The sequence below is a fragment of the Hadarchaeum sp. (SeqCode) genome, assembly GCF_038871235.1.
Taxonomy (GTDB): Archaea; Hadarchaeota; Hadarchaeia; order Hadarchaeales; family Hadarchaeaceae; genus Hadarchaeum.
On record NZ_JAVZIN010000003.1, the window covers coordinates 88,840 to 106,563 of the forward strand.

Below are 17,724 nucleotides of genomic sequence, written 5' to 3' on the forward strand. Positions count from 1 at the left end.
TTTGAAATTCTGAATATTTAAACTTTCTTAAGCGGAGGATGATTTTCAATTACTTCAATTTTTGGAGTATTTCGTTGGCAAGGAAGCGCATCGCCTTTTTGAAGACGAATCCCTTATCCCTTATTAAGTCCAGCAGCAGCATTTTTGGCCGAAGATAAAATTTCATGTAGGCCGTTCTCAAGGCTTTGGTTATCTGATCGGCCGTGAGGTATTTCAACTTCATCACGGGATCTAGGGTGGTGAACTTTCTCCAGTTCATGGTGACTAGTATCTTTTCCTTCAGGGCGTATGTCCACAGCCTTGTCCCCGGATATGGGGTGGCGATGGTGAACTGGGCGAGATCAACGCCGACTTTTTTAGAAAATTTTATCGTTGTTTCAATTTCTTCCGGGCTTTCTTCTGGAAAGCCGATGACAAAGGACCCTAGTGCGTGAAGCCCAGCTTTTTTGGCGTTTCTTACCGCCCACTCAGACTTTGCCGGCGTAATCCCCTTTCCGATGAAATCCAGCGTTTTCTGCGATCCCGATTCAATTCCAAAGTAAACGGTATGAGCTCCCGCTTTCTTCATCGCGCAGGCCACTTCCGGGGAAAAGGTATCGACCCTTGACGAAGCCGTCCAGGTAATATCCAGCCCCTCTTTTCTGATTTCGTCGGCAAGGGCAATAGCTCGCGACCTTTGCAGAGTAAAAGTGTCATCCAGAAATTCAATCTCCCTTTTTCCATACTCTTTTCTGAGTACTGACAGCTCCTCCAACGTCCTAGCGACGCTGTGTCCGCGCCATTTTTTACCGAATTGGAGCGAGGATGAACAGAAGATGCAGTTGAATGAGCAACCACGGCTCGTGATTACAGTACCGAATTCTATTTTCCCCGCCCGGTATTTTTTCATTGGGAGCAGGTCGTAAGCGGGCATTGGGATATCGTCAACGTTTTCTACCGGCCCTCTTGGCGGGTTGTTTATTACTCTTCCATTATGTTGAAATGACAAACCGAGTATGTCTTTCAGGTCCTTTTTCTTTTCTAAGGAATCTACCAATTCTTTAAAGGTGTGCTCCCCCTCACCCCTCACGATGAAGTCCACCTGCGGGCATTCCTGCATAGTTACTTCAGGCAGAAAAGTTACATGGGGACCACCAAGGACGATTTTCACATTTTCGTTGATTTTCTTGGCAACTTTGACGGTTTCGTAGGCGTCGGGCATCATGGAGGTAGTCGCGGTTAAGCCAATCAGTTCTGGATCATAGCTCCTTATTATCCTGCCTAAGTTTTCTAGATCATATCCTTCAGCAACTGCGTCGACGATTTTCACATCGTGATCCCCTCTGATCATTGAGGCAAGATAAGCTAGACCGAGCGGAGGACCGGTGGTGCCCATGACCTTAGTTATGGCGCTCTCATTAGGTGGAGAGATGAGCAGCACCCTCATCTTTCAGTCACCCACATAAGTAAATAGTTCATAAAATACTATAGTCATATCATTTAAGCGCAGTTTTGACTTTGAAGGATAGCCAACTTGGAAAAGAACATTTTTTCTTTCTATTTTGACTTTAAAAATAGAAGTAGCTCGCAGGATAGTTTTGAAAAGATTTTTGATCCTTCCAGAATTGGGTGATTTAACAGCGTGGCCTTCATTAGCGACCATCTGGTATGAAAGTAAATGCTGATAAGCTTGCTTTGAGCGAGACATAGGTATCGCTTTTTTTGACAAATACTTCAGAATCTCGATGATCGAGGGCAGAAAGCGGCCGGGAAAGCCAAGGATGGCCTCATTCATCCCGATATCCGTTGCATCCCTGCAGCCGTAGCAGCCGAATGAGTAATTCAGTCGATTCTCTAAGTAGGGTATGATTGTGGCATCGACGCAAGCGGCTTGGAGCACGGCCGTGGAGGCTTGCACACGTTCGCCACCCTTCATGTTCAAGTATGCCAGAACAATCCACATGAGTTTTTCCACTTCGTCTTCCACGATTACTACGTCGGGATTGTAGTCGAACCTGTCCAAGGGAAAAAGATGTATCTGTTTGATCAGCCCAGGTTGCAGTTTCGGCATACCGGCGAACATCCTCTGTCCCACGGCCTCATCGGAGACGATGCCAAAGCCGACGAGGGCTTTGCCTGATTTTAGGTTGTCCGTCAATTCCCGAAAACCGCAAGATGAAGCCGCCGCTGGGCAGGAAAGTTCATCCTTCTTAAGCAAGACGTTGTACCCCTTTCTGGCTTTCATTACCGCTTGGCAATATCGGTGCTTTGTTAATACTTCGGCGTTAGGTACATCTTTCTCAGCCGCCATCAGCCGAACTCCTACGGGCGACCACTTCAGATCAAGGATGTTTTTCATCCCCTCGCCAAGCTTTCTAAACTCCACAGCCATGTCTATACCGCCCCGCCCAGCCTTTTTTTAATGTATCCGATACATATGAGGTTCTTTGCTATTACCGGCAAGAGTTCGGCAGGAATTCCAATTATCACGCCATCATCTAGGTACCCCAGTCCCAGCTCCTTTGCTTTATTTCTCGAAAATTCGCAGGCGAACGTTACGTTGAGACTTCCAAGATAAGGTCTAGCTGTCGAGTAAGAGCATATCTGGCGCGGCGCTGAGATCCAGCTTTCGACTTTTCCACCTTTTTCAAATATGGTGGCTTGTACTAATTCTAAGGCCCTTCGGGGCATGGTTTCTGCGATTATCACGTCCGGTTTTAGTGGCGTGGTTTCTAGTGGGGAGAGAAGTATTGCGTACACGCTTTTGGGCCTTAAGCATGGGGCCGCCTCAAAATATCTCCTTGCGGCCATCTTTGAGCTACATGAGTCCCTGCTGAAGTAGAATTCACCAGTAATTTCTTCCTCAGGCGGTTCCGTGAGTCCTAAGGCCGACGCACCCCTTTTACATTCATGAAGCCGCTCCGTCGCATAGAAAGTATTGCCGGCCATGGCATACTTTACCATAACACAGTAGAACATTGGTCTGTCGAGTTCTTTAACGCCCGCTGGGATATCCCCTGGTTTGTTCAGTAAACTCACAGCCACTAATGGAGATTTAAGTGCTAGTATTTCTCGAAGCCTACGACCGATTTCTCGATACTGCTCAAGCTCGATCAAATAACGCTGCCTCCATTTTTCACGTATTCATTCTGCGCTTGATACGTCACGAGAATCATACCAAGCCTCCGTAGAGCATACCGATCATGGTGGCGACAATGACCACCAGCACTATATACACACCGGCTTTTCTCCACCCGACCATCCTCATCAGCACGACCATGCTGGGTAGGCTCAGGGCTGGCCCAGCTAGCAGCAGGGCAAGGGCAGGGCCAGGTGCCATGAGCCCGGAGCTGTAACCGAAAAGAGTCCCTATAATTGGAACCTCGAGCAGCGTCGGCATATACAGCAGCGCGCCAACGACTGACGCCAGCAGGCAGGCGAAGAACGAGTTGTCTCCGAGATAAGGTTTGGTCAGCTCCCCCACAGCTATCGACGGATCATGGGATGGTGAGAAATTTGCCGCGATTCCACCGATCACTCCAACTACAAAAACGCCGACCAGCAGGACGGGGAATATCTTTTTTACGATCCACCATGTTTCATGACCCCAGTTTTTGACCTCGTCCTTTGTGTAATAGAATATTAATATCACAGCGACCGCGATGGTTAGCAAGTAAACAACCGCCAGCCTGAACAACAGTGAAATCAGTCCGGAGGCGCCGACGACCAGTATCGCGACCAAGAGAATGAAAAATATTGGAGAAACGTATTTGGGTCTGGTGCCAGTGGACGTTTCAACTTGAGTGACTTGATTAATGGCTAAAACCTCTTTTTTTGCCCCCCGTTCAAAAATTGCTTCCATAATGAGGCCGATGATAATCGCCATAGACACCGAACTCACTGCTCGGGCAATGCCTAGGTCAAAGCCTAGCACGCTGGCCGTGAAGACTATTGCCAAGACGTTGATGGCCGGTCCCGAAAATAAAAAGGAGAAGGCAGGACCTATTCCAGCGCCGCGCTTGTAAATGCCTTGGAATATGGGCAATATCGTGCAGCTGCATACCGCCAAGATGGCTCCAGAGATAGAGGCAACGCTGTAGGAGAGCCATTTCTTGGTCCCGGACCCAAAATACTTGATCACGGATTGCTTGCTGACGAGAGCTGCTATTGCACCGGAGATGAAAAAGGCGGGCACTAGGCAGGTGATCACGTGAGCCGAGAGATACTCAATCAAGGCGTCGATTCCTGGTCTGATGATATCATACATAGTATTTCAAAATTATTTGAACTACTATTTAAAGATTAAGTCAGCCACGGTTAGAAGAAGCAGCTGGTCGTAATCTATTCTATACGTGGCAAATGCCTTTGTCCGACTCGATTGGCTCGGTTATGGTTTCACTTGGAGGTTGCTCCATCCAAACCGGCAACATCTTTTTCTCCCTTCTCAGAGTCTCGATGGTTTGAGCCGCTAAGGTTCTCTTCTTCAACGCTTCCTGCCTTATGGCTTCCAAACCGGGTCGCACGCTGGCAAGATCAATTACGGAAAATTTGCCCAGTTTTCCCGCTTCAGCGAAAGCTTCTTCCCCCAGTTCCGTCCTGATTAACACCGTCGATCTTCCTGCAGGTGAGCCCAAATATCCAATTGAGATGTCGGCCATTTCAGCTGAGAAGTTCGAGCAGATTCGGCAAGGCAGGTCAATGTATTTTCTTACTTCAGCGAGCGGGAGTTCCCGGGACGGGCCGTGCTTTAAGTAAATGATTAATTTCTCGTTTTTCAGGTCAAACTTGTTCACCGAAGCCAATGGTATCTGGAGGCTCTTTTCAACGATATTTTTGAAAAAGTCTCCATACTTGAAGACACCACTGCAGAACAGACCTATTCTCAACTTTATCGCGTCCGAGATGTGCTCATTCTTGGGCGTTGAAAGCCCCATTCTTCTCGAGGCCACTATCTGGCAGGGTGTTCCGACTACGGCGACTTTTTTTCGATAATACATGTTCACCGCTTCGCGGAGCCCGAGTGATATCGGCCCCCGTGAGTATTTGGTTCCGGCGCACTCTAGCACCTCTTGTGGGGTTATAGCTACTTTAGCTACAGGATACCATGGAGTTTCAGCAGTTCCAGTGACAATCGCCGCGTCTATGAACCCGATCTCAAGCAATGAGCTGAGCAGAGCGGTCACCGCGCCACCATCTTGAGCACGGATTTTAGTGCTTGAATCATTAGCCTCCACCGAGAGGGCGTGCCTGTAAGTGCCGATCAGTTCGTCTTGGGGTGGGGCGCCAAAGACGGGGATCTGCAGGCTGTTGGGGTCAACGACCTCAGGACAGGTGCCGTAACAGATGCCGCAGTTAATACAGACACCCTTCAGCGCTGGTTTTTCATTAACCCTTTCCAGAGCCTGCACCGGACAGGTCGCCACACAGCTACCGCAGCCTATGCAGTAATCAGGATTTACAACATCTTTGGCTAGATGCTGCCAGACCTTCACCATATTATTTCCTCTTAAACCCGTACTGTTCGGGATTATAAAAGGGCCAATCCACAACTTCGGCTTTCCTTTTTCTGCCGTGGATTTCTACCCCGAGGGTATCGCCCACCTTAACCTCGGGAAGCACATAGCCCATCGCGATCCCTATCTTCAAAAGGGGTGAGAAGGTTCCAGAAGACACCCAGCCGATCTTTTCGCCATTCCGGAAGATGCCGTAGCCTTGTCTAGGTATCCCAGGCTCGAGCATTCGTAGCCCAATTCTAATTTTCTTCAATCCTGATTTCTTTTGTTCCAGCAATGCCGCCCGCCCGACGAAGTCCCCCTTGTCAAGCTTGACCGCAAATTCTATTCTGGCCTCAAGGGGTGATATCTCCTCCGTGAGGTCGTTTCCATACAAACACAGGCCGGCTTCAAGGCGTAAGGTATCACGGGCCCCGAGTCCGCAGGGTTTGACCCCATATTCCTTACCAGCCTCCAGGATGGCCTTCCACAGACGCTCAGCCCGTTTAGGGTTGGCCTGCGGTTCGTCCAGCAGGAAAACTTCTAGACCATCTTCACCAGTATAACCGGTCCTGCTGATGAGTGCTTCTGTGCCGGCGACATTTACCCAGCTGGCCTTGAATCTCTTTATCTTGGCGAGATCAAAGTCGGTTAACTTTTGCAGCGTTGGTATCGCTTTTGGTCCTTGTAAAGCAAAAAGCGTCGTCGTCATAGTTATGTCCTTAATTTCCACATCAAACTTGTTCTTCTGGGTGAACCAATTTCCTATTTTTTCAACGTTAGCGGCGTTGCAGACCACTAGATAGTCGTTTTCAGCAAGGCGGTAGACCAGAATGTCGTCGCGAGTTCCCCCTTGTTCGTTGGTCACCGTTGAATACTGGCTCCCTAGTATTTCAAGCTTGGAGACATCGTTGGTCGTCACCATTTGAAGAAATCCCAGTGCTTCTCGTCCGCTCACTTTAAACTCTCCCATGTGGCTGACGTCAAAAAGTCCCGCCGCTTCCCGCACAGCCGTATGTTCTTCTGCCAAACTCGTGTAGCTCAGTGGCATCTCCCATCCTGCAAACTCGATCAGCTTTGCACCCAGCGAGCGATGGATGTGGGCTATGTGGAGCTGTTTCATGTTATCCCATCACACCTCTTTACTCTTCTTTATTAGCTTTCTGTTTTAACTTTGGTTTCTTCCAACTAATTCTTTAATAATTTCTCAAGACGATTTTAGGCTACTGAAGGGGACGTTTTCAATGCCTTTTTTTCACAGCCTTTTTGGTGACCTCGCTTAGCCTCGCTTGCACATCCTTGGCTAGGGAGGTTGGTTCTTGTTCCTTCAAGATCTTTTGCCATCTCCCCTAACCCTTTGCGCCATGCCCTTTCTGACCCCTATCAAATTTCCCTTCGGTCATTTGGCACGTTTTTTAGATTGGAAGTTATTTGGGTAAGGGCCAAAAACTCGAAATTCCAAAGAATTCAGAACCCTTCAGCTGATGGAGGTTTAGCATTTGGTGGATGGTGCTTAAGGCAGAGAGACGGGAGAATCTTTTTTATTTAAGCAGCTTTTTATTATTATGTAAGGATTGAGATGGTAGGTTGAATGCGGCAGAGTATAGCACGGGACTTGATTAATCACGAGCTTTCCAGAATCAGGAAAGAGATTGAAATGAGTGGCCTGTCCAAATGGTCATCTCGGTTCTTTAATAAAAAAATAGGGTGATAAAAAATGGATATAGATCTCTCTTTAAAGCTGGCTGGATTGGAGTTAAAAAACCCGATAATAGTGGCTGCCTCTGAGTTTTCCAGAAATGGGGCCACGATAAAGAAACTCTCGGAGTATGGTCCCGCCGCAATTGTGACCAAGACCATTGTCGCTCAACCAGTCCCCCACGTCAGGCCATGTTACGCGATGATTGAGGGTGGATTCATAAACTGTGTTTCTGGGAGCGACCTTTCTGCCGATCAGTGGTTCAAAGAGGAGATCAAGGTAGCTAAAGAAGGCGAGGCAAAGATAATAGCGAGCATAGCTGGTAGATTTCTTGAGGAGAGCATAGAACTGGCGAAAAGAGCTGAAGAAGCCGGAGCTGACATGATAGAATATGCAACCGCCTGTCCTCACTTAGCCGAAATATACAATACCATGTTTCCGGGGTCGATGGGGCCACCAGAGGTCCACAATCCAGAGCCGCTGGCTAAGACGCTGTCGGAAATAAAAAAGGCCGTTAGCGTGCCGATAATGCCGAAATTTAGTTCCATATTTTTCGTAGATGCAGTGAAGTGGGCAAAAGCATCAGAAAAAGCGGGCGCGGATGCTATTGCAGCGGCCGATGCTTTAGGGCCGATTCTGCAGATAGACATAGAAACAGGCCAACCTGTCCTCGGCGGACCAAAAGGTAGCGGCGGACTAACCGGTCCCGCAATCAAGCCCCTCGTCTTGAAAATGGTGCTGGACATGGCTGAAAATATTAATATTCCGATAGTTGGTGTGGGGGGCGTTAGCAGTTGGAGGGACGCGATAGAGTACTTTATGGCTGGGGCAACTTGCGTTGGACTGGCTTCTGCCGTTCACCTGAGGGGGCCCAAAGTTATTCAACAAATCTTGGATGGCATCAAAAAATTCATGGTGGACAAAGGTTACTCTTCACTAAGCGAAATCAGGGGCCTCACCCATCGAAGGATAAAGGAGAGAGAAAGCAAAGGTAAACAGCTGATCACGACTTCTAAGGTGCCAGAAATCGATGTCGATAAGTGCAATGCGTGTGGACTCTGTCAAAGAGCCTGCATATATGAAGCCATAAAGATCGATGAGTTTGCTAGGATAGATCCGGTGAAATGTTTTGGCTGCAGACTGTGTGTGACAGTTTGTCCAACTAAGGCGTTGTCGCTGGATTATTATTGATGAATTTGGCAAATTTTCTTCGCATTGGAAACATTGCGTATACACTTCTGACTAGAGAACCGCTTAAAGGGCAAAGGGTCTGCTTTTCGTATAAAATGGGGTGATTAAAAAGAGCATTGTTTGACTAGGCTTGCGTTTTTGCATGCTTCAGTTTATTTTGATAGAACAACGGCATACAAACGGGTTATCTTAATCTGGGAGCTTTTCAAAATAATGTAGGGGCGAGGTTTAAGTAAACCTCCTAGCTCGATATCTAGAGTTAACTATTTTGGCTGTCTGATTTAGTATAATAAAGGGACAAATATTCTAAATTTCCCCTTCGTACAAGTATTTATTCAACGTTTTTAGGTCCCAAGACGGATCTATTCCCATTTTTTCTACAGTTCTGCCGATGCTTCTGAAATCCCTATCCAGCAAAGCCTCGGCTATCGTAATCTCTGCATCAACCACTGGCGTCGGGACGTTCAGCATGTCGCCCAGAGAAGAGAAAGTTACTAGCCCGTATGGTATATCCTCGAGCAAATGTCGCGTGTCAAGCCTGAACGGACCCTCGCACATCTCTAAGAAAGGCGTGTGAATCGCCTCATATAGTGGAAGCACATAGTCCTCGCCGTGTGGATTCCATTTCACGTGAAGAATTTCCTCCTCCAGAGTGTAGGCCCTTATTCCGAGAGCTTTGGACAACGCCATTCTTTCCCGATCTACTCTCTCGGTTAGTCTGACTACTGAGGGTGTCAAGGCATCTTTCCCGAAAAGATGGAAGCTCTTATCTCCTGATTCAATTCTGCCCGCGTTACATAGCATTGGTGGCGGGTGGGTGATAGCATTGTAGTCAACAAGAACTGTTTCCAGTGGGCTTTGGGCTTTTCTCACTGAGTACATGGGGTAGGCTTTCTTCACCATTTCGACGACCTTATCGGTATTTTTATCCGGAAATGCGGTCGTTATTATCTCCCAAGTTCTCGACTCCAGTCTTACGACGTTATCCCCCATGTACGAGGCTCCGTAGGGCAGCGTGTTGGTATCGCCCAAGTAAACTTCCTTTTTAACGCCTAGTTCTTTAAACACTCTGTAATACTCGATCGCACCACCGCCTTTACCAAAATAGACTAGCGTTTGCCCGTCCTCTATGTGCGGAGCTACCAGTTTGGCATAATTCCGCACACCAAAAAATGGTAACGGATTCACGATTAGATCAGCCCCCGAAATGGCTTCCTTTATATCTGTGGTTATCAGCGAAATCTTTGCGAATTCACCTGGTAGCTCTTCTTTTTTACCTATGAGTTTAATTCCTCCCTTCTCAATCACAGGTTTGAATCTCTCTCCAGTTCTCGAGTAAAAGCGGACCTCATGACCTCGCAGCGAAAAATCGGCCGCACACATGAAGCCCCCACTTCCCGAACCCAAAACAGCTATTTTTATTTTATCACCCCTATTTTGTCAGCAATTGTTTCATATATATTCTTTTTCCTTTCTTGCTTCTAAGGGCTTCTTTCTATCTGCGAGAGCTAGGGATCAAGATTAAACACTTTTACCTACCCAAGTTGATATAACTCAATTCAATTTTTGTGTTATCTTATTTCCTAGTGCGTTTTTAAAGGGGCTTTTTCAATTAGGTATGGGCAAATCCATGAATAAAAATTTGAACTATTTCAAAAATTCTGAAATAGTTTTTCAGTGGGGAGCGATTGAATATGTGCGTAAACTGGAAGGCAAACGGGCGGCGATTTTGACTGACATGTCATCGATGGGAAAACTGGGATTTGTTAAAAAAATCTCCTCATTTCTTAGAGACTCAAATATTGATTCAAGGACAATTGCAAGTATTGAAAAGGGAGCCCACGATAGATGAAATTTACCTTGGAGCAAAATCTCTCTTGGAATTTCAGCCTGATTTGATAATCGCTCTTGGTGGTGGATCAGTTATAGACGCTGCCAAGGCGATGTGGATATTGTACGAATATCCAACAATTGATCGAGAAAAAATTTTCATTCCTTTCGCAATCCCGCCGCTTCGTAATAAGGCAAGGCTGGTAGCCATACCCTCTACCAGCGGCACGGGTTCAGAAACCTCCTGTGCTGCGGTTTTCATCGAGCCAAATAAAAAGACAAAGCACCTGATTCTTTCTCGAGAGATAATACCCGATCTAGCCATCTTGGATCCAGAAATTCCGATGACCATGCCGCCAAGAATAACAGCCTCTAGCGGAATGGATGCCTTGAGTCACGCACTGGAGTCCTATGTTTTCACACTTTCCAATGATTTTTCCGAAGCCGCGGCGTTGAAAGCAATAAAGTTGATATTTGAAAATTTGGAAAGAGCCTACAAAAACGGCAAAGATCAAACAGCCCGAGAAAAAATGCACTATGCGGCGACGTTGGCAGGAATTGCGATAAACAATTCCGGCACTGGACTTGCTCATGCCATGGATCACATAGGTCCCCAGTTCAACATCCCCCATGGTGTTGCATGCGCAATTCTGTTGCCCTATGTAATGGAATTTAATTTGGGTTCAGAAAGGGCGAGGAAGAAATACGCCGAAATTGCGAGATTCGTCGGTCTGAATGGTAGAAACGAGGACGAACTCTCCAAAGGTCTGATAGAAGAGGTAAGAAGGCTCCAGTCGGCTCTTAATTTACCAGTCACTATCAAAGCTGCAGGGGTAACTGAGGAAGAATTTTTCAGTGTTTTGGAACTTATGGTCAAACATTCTTCGGAAAATTTCAGCGCTAAATTAAATCCAAGAGCATCAACTCCGTCAGATATCAGAGAACTGTATTTGAAGGCTTTTCACGGTTAGAAAAGCCGTTATAATAGACTTGTTATGCTTTAAGAAGCAAAGACCAACCTTTTAATACTTGGTCCTGTCTTGAAGATTGCCCAACAATAAGGTTTGCCTTTTTCTGGGACTCAAAAAGGAAGATTTTTAAAGTTAGTTCTTTTATTTAAACTGGAGGACTGAAAAAGTGAAAAAAGGAGAACTAGCCAAAGAACTGGGTGTTTGGGAAGCTTTCTTGCTCTCTGTCGGTGGCATGATCGGCGCTGCAATCTTTGTTCTCGGTGCTCAAACGGGCATGATCGCTGGTCCCTCGGCAATATTGGCTTGGGCGCTTGCTGGACTGCTGATGTTCATTATCGCCTTGGTGCTGGTGGAACAGGCGACGGTATTTCCTAGGGCCGGAGCGATACCAGCCTACGCCATGGAAACGTTTGGGAAGAGCTTTGCTGTAAGATCTTTCGCCAGCTTCTTAGGTGGATGGGGTTCATTAATAGGACAATGGTTCGGCGTTCCTTTTAGTGCTATGTACGTCGGAGGTTACGTGGTTTCCATAATTCCCAGTCTGGCAGGATACGAAACAATTATCACTTGGTTGGTCTTGACATTTGCGTTCCTGCTGAACATTTCAGGAATATCGATCACTGGAAAGGCTAACGCGGCGCTCACAGCATTATTGCTGGTGCTTATGCTCGCATTCTTCTTCAGAGGTGCCCCAGCAGTTAACCTTAATAACTACTCACCGTTTTTCGCCACCGGAGGCATAAACTTCCTGAAAGCGATCCCAATAGCGGCTTTGGGCTTCGGTGCTTGGCTGTCTATCCTAGCTGCGGCTGAGGAGATCAAAAACCCTGAAAAGACGCTCCCGAAGGCAATAGGTCTATCAATTCTAGTGACGACCGTATTTTACCTACTGATACTCTTCCCACTATATGGAACAGTAAACTGGCAGGAATTCACCCCGGAAAACCCATTCGCCTTTTGGGCGCCACTTTCCTATGCTGCGGTGAAATTTGCCCCTGCTGAATCTTGGGTACAACTGGTAATTTCTCTGGCAGCTATCTTGGCATTGATAACGACGGTCATAGCTCTGATGTTGTTGGCCAGCAGAGTAATATATGGTATGGGTAAGATAGGAATCTTCCCGTCCGGCTGTGGCTACGTCTGGGCGAGGAGGAGGACTCCAGCGGTAGCATTGATAATCGTGTACGTGGTTTCGATGATCCTAGGTTCAAACCCAGATTGGGTGATGGCAATAATCGTCATAGGTACAGTAATGTACGCGATAGGTTTCTTAGTCGGAATCCTTTCGCATATCGGGCTTAGGATAAACAGAAAAGACATCAAGGCACCTTTCCGGGTTCCGGGTGGCATCGGTTTCTCAATAATAGCATTCGTGGCGTTGGCACTGCTACTCATCAATGTTTCAACGCTTGAGATCTGGTATTCGCTGCTCGCTGTAGTGGTAGGCATAGTGTACTTCGTAATAAGATATGCCTCCAGAACGGGAGTTTTCGCCAAGAAACCCAGTTAATTAAATCTTTTTTGTTTTTTGTCTTACTCATTCGGCTAGTTGTATTTAGGCATAGCTTTGCCGAGGTTTAAAAATTTCCTAAAACAAAACTAAAAAAAGCTAATTGGAAGTCACGGATAAAATTGCAATTTCATCTTAAGGAAAAATTAAATTTTGACCAAAATGGTAGCATTAAATAGATTTCAGACCTAGGTCAAAGGCCTTCAAGTTCATATCTACTGTTTTTCGGGGCACGTTTTCCGTTATGACTTGTCTTAGCGTTTCCGTTGAGAATGGCAACTTTCCGGTGGCTGCTAGAGCGCCGAGCATGACAACGTTGAGTGTTCTAACATTACCAGCCTGTTGGGCGAGGGAAGTACCGTCAATTTCGATTATTTTACCGCCCAGCTTAGCCACAGCGTCTCTTATTTGCTCCATGTTTGGATATTTCGCCCGGCCTATGTTAACGTTCACAGGCAACCATTCATGGGTGTTCGTCAAGAGAAGCCCTCCTTTCGCCATAAAATCAACAACATTTCGTAATCCCTCCAAAGGTTCCATCGCCAGAACTATTTCAGCACCACCGCGGGGAACCAGCGGAGCGTTTACATCCTCACCTATCCGGACATGGCTGGCGACAGCACCTCCACGCATAGCAGCGCCGAAGGTCTCGCCTACTCGAGCTCTGAGGCCGTCCCTAATTGCAGCCATTGCCACCATATGCGAAGCCAAGACACTGCCTTGGCCTCCAACCCCCGCTATGATTAAGTTTAAGTTTTTCATTCATTCACCTACCTTTATAGCGTTAACGGGGCAAACTTGAGCACAGATTCCGCACCCCACACAGATGATGGGATCAATGCCCGCTTTATTTTCGTCAACGTTAAACGTTATCGCTGGGCAGCCAATGGAAACACAGAGTCGACAACCGGTGCAAGTATCCTTGTCTAAGGTCATCTTCTTACCTGAGTACTGTTTTAGTCTAATGGCCTGTAAAGTGCATATCCTTCTAGTGACCACGATGGCGAACTTGTCGCTTTTCAAACCTTCTTCGATTGCAGATTGCGTGGCCTTAAGGTCGAACGGATCCACGACCCTAATAAACTCAACTCCCAACGCCTTTGCAACGTCCTCAACGCGGAGTGACTTTGTTTCACTTCCGGTTGCAGTTATCCCCGTTACCGGGTTCGGCTGGTGTCCGGTCATTGCCGTCCATGAGTTATCCATGACAATGAACAATCCCTTGGATTTGTTATAAACAGCGTTGACAACAGCGGGCAGACAAGCGTGGAAGAATGTTGAGTCACCTGCCACGGCGACAACCGAGCCGTCACGATAACCTGCATGATATTCGCCTTGCATCAGGCCGACTCCACCACCCATGATATAGTTAGTGTCCAGCGTTTCGTATGGCGCTTCTATTTTGTAACGGACCGATTCTGTGGAAAAACTTGGTTTGTACTCCTTACCGGCAATTCCGTAGCCGCCTTGTTCGTAACAACCGATGTCACCATTAACTATTGGCACCGTTCCACCGGATGTCAAGAGTGCTCTCTTCAGGGCCCAGTAGGTTCCTAGATGAGGACAGCCTGCGCAAAGTGTCGACGACCGCGGCACAACGAGCTTTCTGACTTCTTCTCTTGTTTTTTCAATTTGGGGATCAACAGGAATTTCTCTCCCCAAAATTTTGGAGACAGCGCTTGCCACCACGTCGATGTTGATTTCTCCAACTTGTGGCATTTCTCCGGTGAGTTTACCCAATATCTTAACTTTGGGGTTAGTGTCTTTGGCCAGCGTTTTTACCAGCAGCTCAACCAACGGTTCACCCTCTTCAACCACCAAGACCGTGTCAACGGCTTTCAATAATCTTGCCACAAGTTTTTCCGGTAGTGGTGTAGGTGTGCCTATCTTCAGAAAGGCTACCTTTCCCTCCAACCCAAGCAATTTTATCGCGTCGCTGGCATAGCTGGCACCTATTCCTGACGCAATTACTCCAAAATTTTGTCCATCTTTTAATTCCAGTCTGTTCCATGGGAGCTGTTCTACTATTTCTTTAATCTTGGGCATCCGGCTGTGTAGCCATTCGTGCTTCTTAACGGCGCTTGGTGGGCCATAAACGTTCCATCGCCATGCCATCTTCCAATGCTTGTCGAATACTGGTTTGCGGTCCCGCTTCTCAATTTTTCCCAGCTCAACATCTCCGGAGGCATGGGAGATCCTAGTAACCGAACGGAGAAAAACTGGCAGTTCTAGTTGCTCCGATAGCTCAAAGGCATAACGTGCCATATCCTTGGCTTCCTGAGCGTCTGCTGGCTCGAGACAGGGAATTTCACCATAGAAGGCGGCGAATCGAGTGTCTTGTTCGTTAGAGGAATAATGGGCATCAGGATCGTCTGCAACAACGATGAGAAAACCGCCTCTGACCCCACCGTAGACAAGAGTCATGAACATGTCCATAACCCAGTTGAGCCCAGCGTTTTTCATAGAAGTCATGGAGCGAACTCCAGTGATGGCTGCCCCAGCCGCTACTTCAAATGCCACTTTCTCGTTGGTGGACCATTCAACGTGGAAACCTAATTTAGGTGCAGCCTCAGCCAACGTTTCTAGGATCTCCGATGAAGGCGTCCCAGGATATGAGGCCGCGAGACCTACCCCAGCCTCAATTGCTCCCCGAGCTATGGCCTCATTGCCCATGAGGAGCACCCGTTTTCCTGGTGAGTCCTCAATTATTATTTCAGATTTTCCCATTTCAACGACCTTTTTTTCTTATTCACTTTTAACTTAAAAAACTGATTACTAACGTTATTTTTCAAAATTTTAAGTTTATCTTGATGTGCCTGTTTTAGATATACCAAGAAATAAATTACGTTTTGATCGCGTTCGGCCGAGCGTCCAACTTTTTGCGTTTTTTGAGGCATTTTTGACAATCATCGATCTCGAATAAAAATTAGCTCAAAATGAAGGTGGCATGACAGATAGTTTTTAAAGGGCTGAAAATACTTAAGTGGTGAGGTGAATTGAATTGGAATTTTGGGAGGTAGCGAGGAGGGCTGAAGTCGGCCCCATGATGAAAGAAAGCGATTTTGACATGAAAATCTCGATGACCGCAATGGAGCTGGCTAAGGAGCACGATATCGTTTACGATCCGAGTGTCTACGTTTCAAGCGACGACAGCATGGCAGATGACGTTTGGCAGGCAGGTCTAGAACTGTTGCTCAGGTGTGGAGTCTATAACGTTAGCAACAAACGGGTGATAACTTTTGCGGAGGATGAGGTCAAAAATGCTTTGAGGCATGTTGTTGCGGAATTTGAGATTGGAAAAGGCAAGGACAGGATTAAGATTCGGTCAAGAAAAGTTGAGGACAGAACCAAGCCCACCATATTTTCAGGAGCGTTCGGAGTTGAGACGACATTGGACATGTTTGTGCCGTTTAATCAGGCCTTTGTTCAGGAGCCCTTGATAGATGTGCTCTTTCATGGAGGACACATTCAGAGCATAGATGGGATTACCACCATAAGAGCCAACTCGGCATTTGAAGTGATCGCCGCGAGAATTTATGCGGAGCTTATGAATCAGGCCTTGATTCTCGGCGGAAGGCCATTCATGCCCATCGTGTGGGGAGTTGCCGCAGGAGTTTCCAGCCTTAACGAGTTAGGAGCTGACAGCATCATGCCGCGGAATCCAGAAGACATTCTAAGGGCCGTGATGTTTTTACCTGAACTAAAATTGGACGATGTTCTGCTCTCCAAAACAGCGCATTTTATGAATTATGGATACCCTCTCTATGCAGGAACGACACCAGTGATTGGTGGATATGCAGGAGATGCTAACACAGCGGCCATTGTAGCGGTCGCAGAACAGATTGCTACTAACTTAGTATTTGGCGCGTTGGTTAACCACATAGGGCCTCAGCATATGAGATATCGTTCACAGACGAACCCCGCGTCGCTATGGATGAACAGCGTTATGGGCCAAGCCGTGGCGAGAAATTCCAACCTAATAACCACAACCAGCGTCACCACGGCTGGAAGACCCGGAAGCATGCAGATGCATCTTGAAGGAGCCGCCATGGCGATATCTTCAGTAGTTTCCGGTAGAAATCTGCTGGGCCCGCGACCAGCGCAGCCCTTGTATCCGAATCACCACAACCCCCTACACTCACGTCTTTTTGCTGAAGTAGCGCATGCGGCTACAAAGCTTAAGCGCGAGGAGGCAAACGAGATTGTTGCGAAACTGGTTTTGACTTATAAAGATACACTTGATTTTGACAAGTCGCCTAAGGGTAAGCCCTTCGAGCAGAGCTACGATGTAAAGACTTTAAAGCCCACTGAGGAGAACCTAAACCTATATAGAGAGGCAAAGGCTAAACTTATCGACTTAGGCTTGGAGTTGGAAATATGAGCATGTCAAAGGAAGAGATTCTTAAAGAATTGCGTGAGGGAGTGTTAAACTACGATGAGGAACGGGTTAAACGGGCCGCCAAAAAGGCATTGGAAGACGGAATAGATCCCTATGTGGCAATTACTGAGGGGCTCACACCGGCGATAAGAGAGATAGGTGAAAAATTCGAGCGAATGGAGATCTTCCTACCTCAGTTAACAATAGCCGCAAAGGCTATGGAGGCGGGAGTGGCAGTTTTGGAGCCCTCGTTGGATAAAGCGCAAGGTCAAAAGGTGAAGCAAGGAAAAGTTGTCATAGGCACGGTGCAAGGAGATATTCACAGCATTGGGAAAAACATAGTTGCCACGATGCTCAAAGCCGCAGGCTTCGAGGTTATTGATCTAGGCGTCGATGTTGCAGTAGATAAGTTTATCGAAGCGGCCGAGCGGTCGAATGCAGACATCATAGCGGCTTCGGCTTTAATGTCGTTCACCAAGGTAATGCAGCGCGATCTGGTTGAGTATATGAAGTCAGTGGGTACAAGGGACAAGTATAAACTTATGGTTGGCGGTGGTCCGGTGAACGAGGAGTGGGCACGCGAAATAGGAGCCGATGGTTACGCTGAGGATGCGATCAAGGCAGTTAAGGTGGCTAAGGAACTCGTTGAGAAAAAGCTTTGAAGAAAGAAGCGG

At 47.1% G+C, this 17,724-nt stretch carries 15 protein-coding genes; 6 read left to right on the forward strand and 9 right to left on the reverse strand.

Annotated elements, in window-relative coordinates; all coding sequences use genetic code 11:
- Positions 1-49 precede the first annotated feature (49 nt).
- The 6 genes from QXT02_RS02210 to gcvT all read right to left on the reverse strand — a co-directional run bounded on the left by QXT02_RS02210 (position 50) and on the right by gcvT (position 6,594).
- The gene (locus tag QXT02_RS02210) at positions 50-1,426 is read right to left on the reverse strand and encodes a B12-binding domain-containing radical SAM protein (protein ID WP_342811690.1); all 1,377 of its coding nucleotides are present in this window, start codon (positions 1,424-1,426) and stop codon (positions 50-52) included.
- Between the two features lie 3 nt (positions 1,427-1,429).
- Positions 1,430-2,371, reverse strand: coding sequence for a DUF169 domain-containing protein (locus tag QXT02_RS02215; RefSeq protein WP_342811691.1), 942 nt, complete (start codon positions 2,369-2,371; stop codon positions 1,430-1,432).
- A 2-nt stretch (positions 2,372-2,373) separates the two neighbouring features.
- Positions 2,374-3,096 carry a DUF169 domain-containing protein gene (locus QXT02_RS02220; protein ID WP_342811692.1) on the reverse strand — a complete coding sequence of 241 codons (723 nt, stop codon included), beginning with the start codon at positions 3,094-3,096 and terminating at the stop codon, positions 2,374-2,376.
- Positions 3,097-3,151: 55 nt separating this feature from the next.
- Complete coding sequence (locus tag QXT02_RS02225; protein WP_342811693.1) at positions 3,152-4,246, reverse strand: permease; 1,095 nt, start codon at positions 4,244-4,246, stop codon at positions 3,152-3,154.
- Between the two features lie 79 nt (positions 4,247-4,325).
- Positions 4,326-5,474 carry a Coenzyme F420 hydrogenase/dehydrogenase, beta subunit C-terminal domain gene (locus QXT02_RS02230; RefSeq protein WP_342811694.1) on the reverse strand — a complete coding sequence of 383 codons (1,149 nt, stop codon included), beginning with the start codon at positions 5,472-5,474 and terminating at the stop codon, positions 4,326-4,328.
- Between the two features lies 1 nt (position 5,475).
- Positions 5,476-6,594 (reverse strand): glycine cleavage system aminomethyltransferase GcvT, encoded by a 1,119-nt coding sequence (gene gcvT, locus QXT02_RS02235; RefSeq protein ID WP_342811695.1) that lies wholly within the window; start codon positions 6,592-6,594, stop codon positions 5,476-5,478.
- 594 nt (positions 6,595-7,188) lie between these two features.
- Between gcvT and QXT02_RS02240 the strand changes: the two genes are divergently transcribed.
- The gene (locus tag QXT02_RS02240) at positions 7,189-8,361 is read left to right on the forward strand and encodes a 4Fe-4S binding protein (protein WP_342811696.1); all 1,173 of its coding nucleotides are present in this window, start codon (positions 7,189-7,191) and stop codon (positions 8,359-8,361) included.
- 306 nt (positions 8,362-8,667) lie between these two features.
- Here QXT02_RS02240 and QXT02_RS02245 read toward each other — a convergent pair whose 3' ends face one another.
- Positions 8,668-9,768, reverse strand: coding sequence for an NAD/NADP octopine/nopaline dehydrogenase family protein (locus QXT02_RS02245; RefSeq protein ID WP_342811697.1), 1,101 nt, complete (start codon positions 9,766-9,768; stop codon positions 8,668-8,670).
- Between the two features lie 223 nt (positions 9,769-9,991).
- On the opposite strand from QXT02_RS02245, the gene QXT02_RS02250 reads away from it, so the two are divergent.
- From QXT02_RS02250 to QXT02_RS02260, 3 genes are all read left to right on the forward strand, one after another.
- Positions 9,992-10,213 (forward strand): hypothetical protein, encoded by a 222-nt coding sequence (locus QXT02_RS02250; RefSeq protein WP_342811698.1) that lies wholly within the window; start codon positions 9,992-9,994, stop codon positions 10,211-10,213.
- Positions 10,188-11,162, forward strand: coding sequence for an iron-containing alcohol dehydrogenase (locus QXT02_RS02255; RefSeq protein WP_342811699.1), 975 nt, complete (start codon positions 10,188-10,190; stop codon positions 11,160-11,162). Before QXT02_RS02250 ends, QXT02_RS02255 begins: the two co-directional genes overlap by 26 nt.
- A 166-nt stretch (positions 11,163-11,328) precedes the next feature.
- A complete protein-coding gene (locus QXT02_RS02260) occupies positions 11,329-12,672 on the forward strand; it encodes an APC family permease (protein WP_342811700.1) in 1,344 nt (447 codons plus the stop codon).
- Between the two features lie 171 nt (positions 12,673-12,843).
- On the opposite strand, the gene QXT02_RS02265 is transcribed toward QXT02_RS02260, so the two are convergent.
- Together QXT02_RS02265 and QXT02_RS02270 are read right to left on the reverse strand one after the other, a co-directional pair.
- The gene (locus QXT02_RS02265) at positions 12,844-13,434 is read right to left on the reverse strand and encodes an indolepyruvate oxidoreductase subunit beta (protein ID WP_342811701.1); all 591 of its coding nucleotides are present in this window, start codon (positions 13,432-13,434) and stop codon (positions 12,844-12,846) included.
- Positions 13,435-15,399: a thiamine pyrophosphate-dependent enzyme gene (locus tag QXT02_RS02270; RefSeq protein ID WP_342811702.1), complete on the reverse strand. Its 1,965-nt coding sequence runs from the start codon at positions 15,397-15,399 to the stop codon at positions 13,435-13,437.
- Between the two features lie 274 nt (positions 15,400-15,673).
- Between QXT02_RS02270 and QXT02_RS02275 the strand changes: the two genes are divergently transcribed.
- Together QXT02_RS02275 and QXT02_RS02280 are read left to right on the forward strand one after the other, a co-directional pair.
- Positions 15,674-17,053: a monomethylamine:corrinoid methyltransferase gene (locus QXT02_RS02275; protein WP_342811703.1), complete on the forward strand. Its 1,380-nt coding sequence runs from the start codon at positions 15,674-15,676 to the stop codon at positions 17,051-17,053.
- Positions 17,050-17,712, forward strand: a complete 663-nt coding sequence (locus QXT02_RS02280) for a corrinoid protein (RefSeq protein ID WP_342811704.1) — start codon at positions 17,050-17,052, stop codon at positions 17,710-17,712. The genes QXT02_RS02275 and QXT02_RS02280 overlap by 4 nt, the downstream gene beginning before the upstream one ends.
- Positions 17,713-17,724: the final 12 nt, after the last annotated feature.

Coding starts and splice junctions, on each gene's coding strand:
- QXT02_RS02210 (WP_342811690.1), bottom strand. CDS start 1,426: ATGAGGGTGCTGCTCATCTCTCCACCTAATGAGAGCGCCATAACTAAG.
- QXT02_RS02215 (WP_342811691.1), bottom strand. CDS start 2,371: ATGGCTGTGGAGTTTAGAAAGCTTGGCGAGGGGATGAAAAACATCCTT.
- QXT02_RS02225 (WP_342811693.1), bottom strand. CDS start 4,246: ATGTATGATATCATCAGACCAGGAATCGACGCCTTGATTGAGTATCTC.
- QXT02_RS02230 (WP_342811694.1), bottom strand. CDS start 5,474: ATGGTGAAGGTCTGGCAGCATCTAGCCAAAGATGTTGTAAATCCTGAT.
- gcvT (WP_342811695.1), bottom strand. CDS start 6,594: ATGAAACAGCTCCACATAGCCCACATCCATCGCTCGCTGGGTGCAAAG.
- QXT02_RS02240 (WP_342811696.1), top strand. CDS start 7,189: ATGGATATAGATCTCTCTTTAAAGCTGGCTGGATTGGAGTTAAAAAAC.
- QXT02_RS02250 (WP_342811698.1), top strand. CDS start 9,992: ATGAATAAAAATTTGAACTATTTCAAAAATTCTGAAATAGTTTTTCAG.
- QXT02_RS02265 (WP_342811701.1), bottom strand. CDS start 13,434: ATGAAAAACTTAAACTTAATCATAGCGGGGGTTGGAGGCCAAGGCAGT.
- QXT02_RS02270 (WP_342811702.1), bottom strand. CDS start 15,399: ATGGGAAAATCTGAAATAATAATTGAGGACTCACCAGGAAAACGGGTG.
- QXT02_RS02280 (WP_342811704.1), top strand. CDS start 17,050: ATGAGCATGTCAAAGGAAGAGATTCTTAAAGAATTGCGTGAGGGAGTG.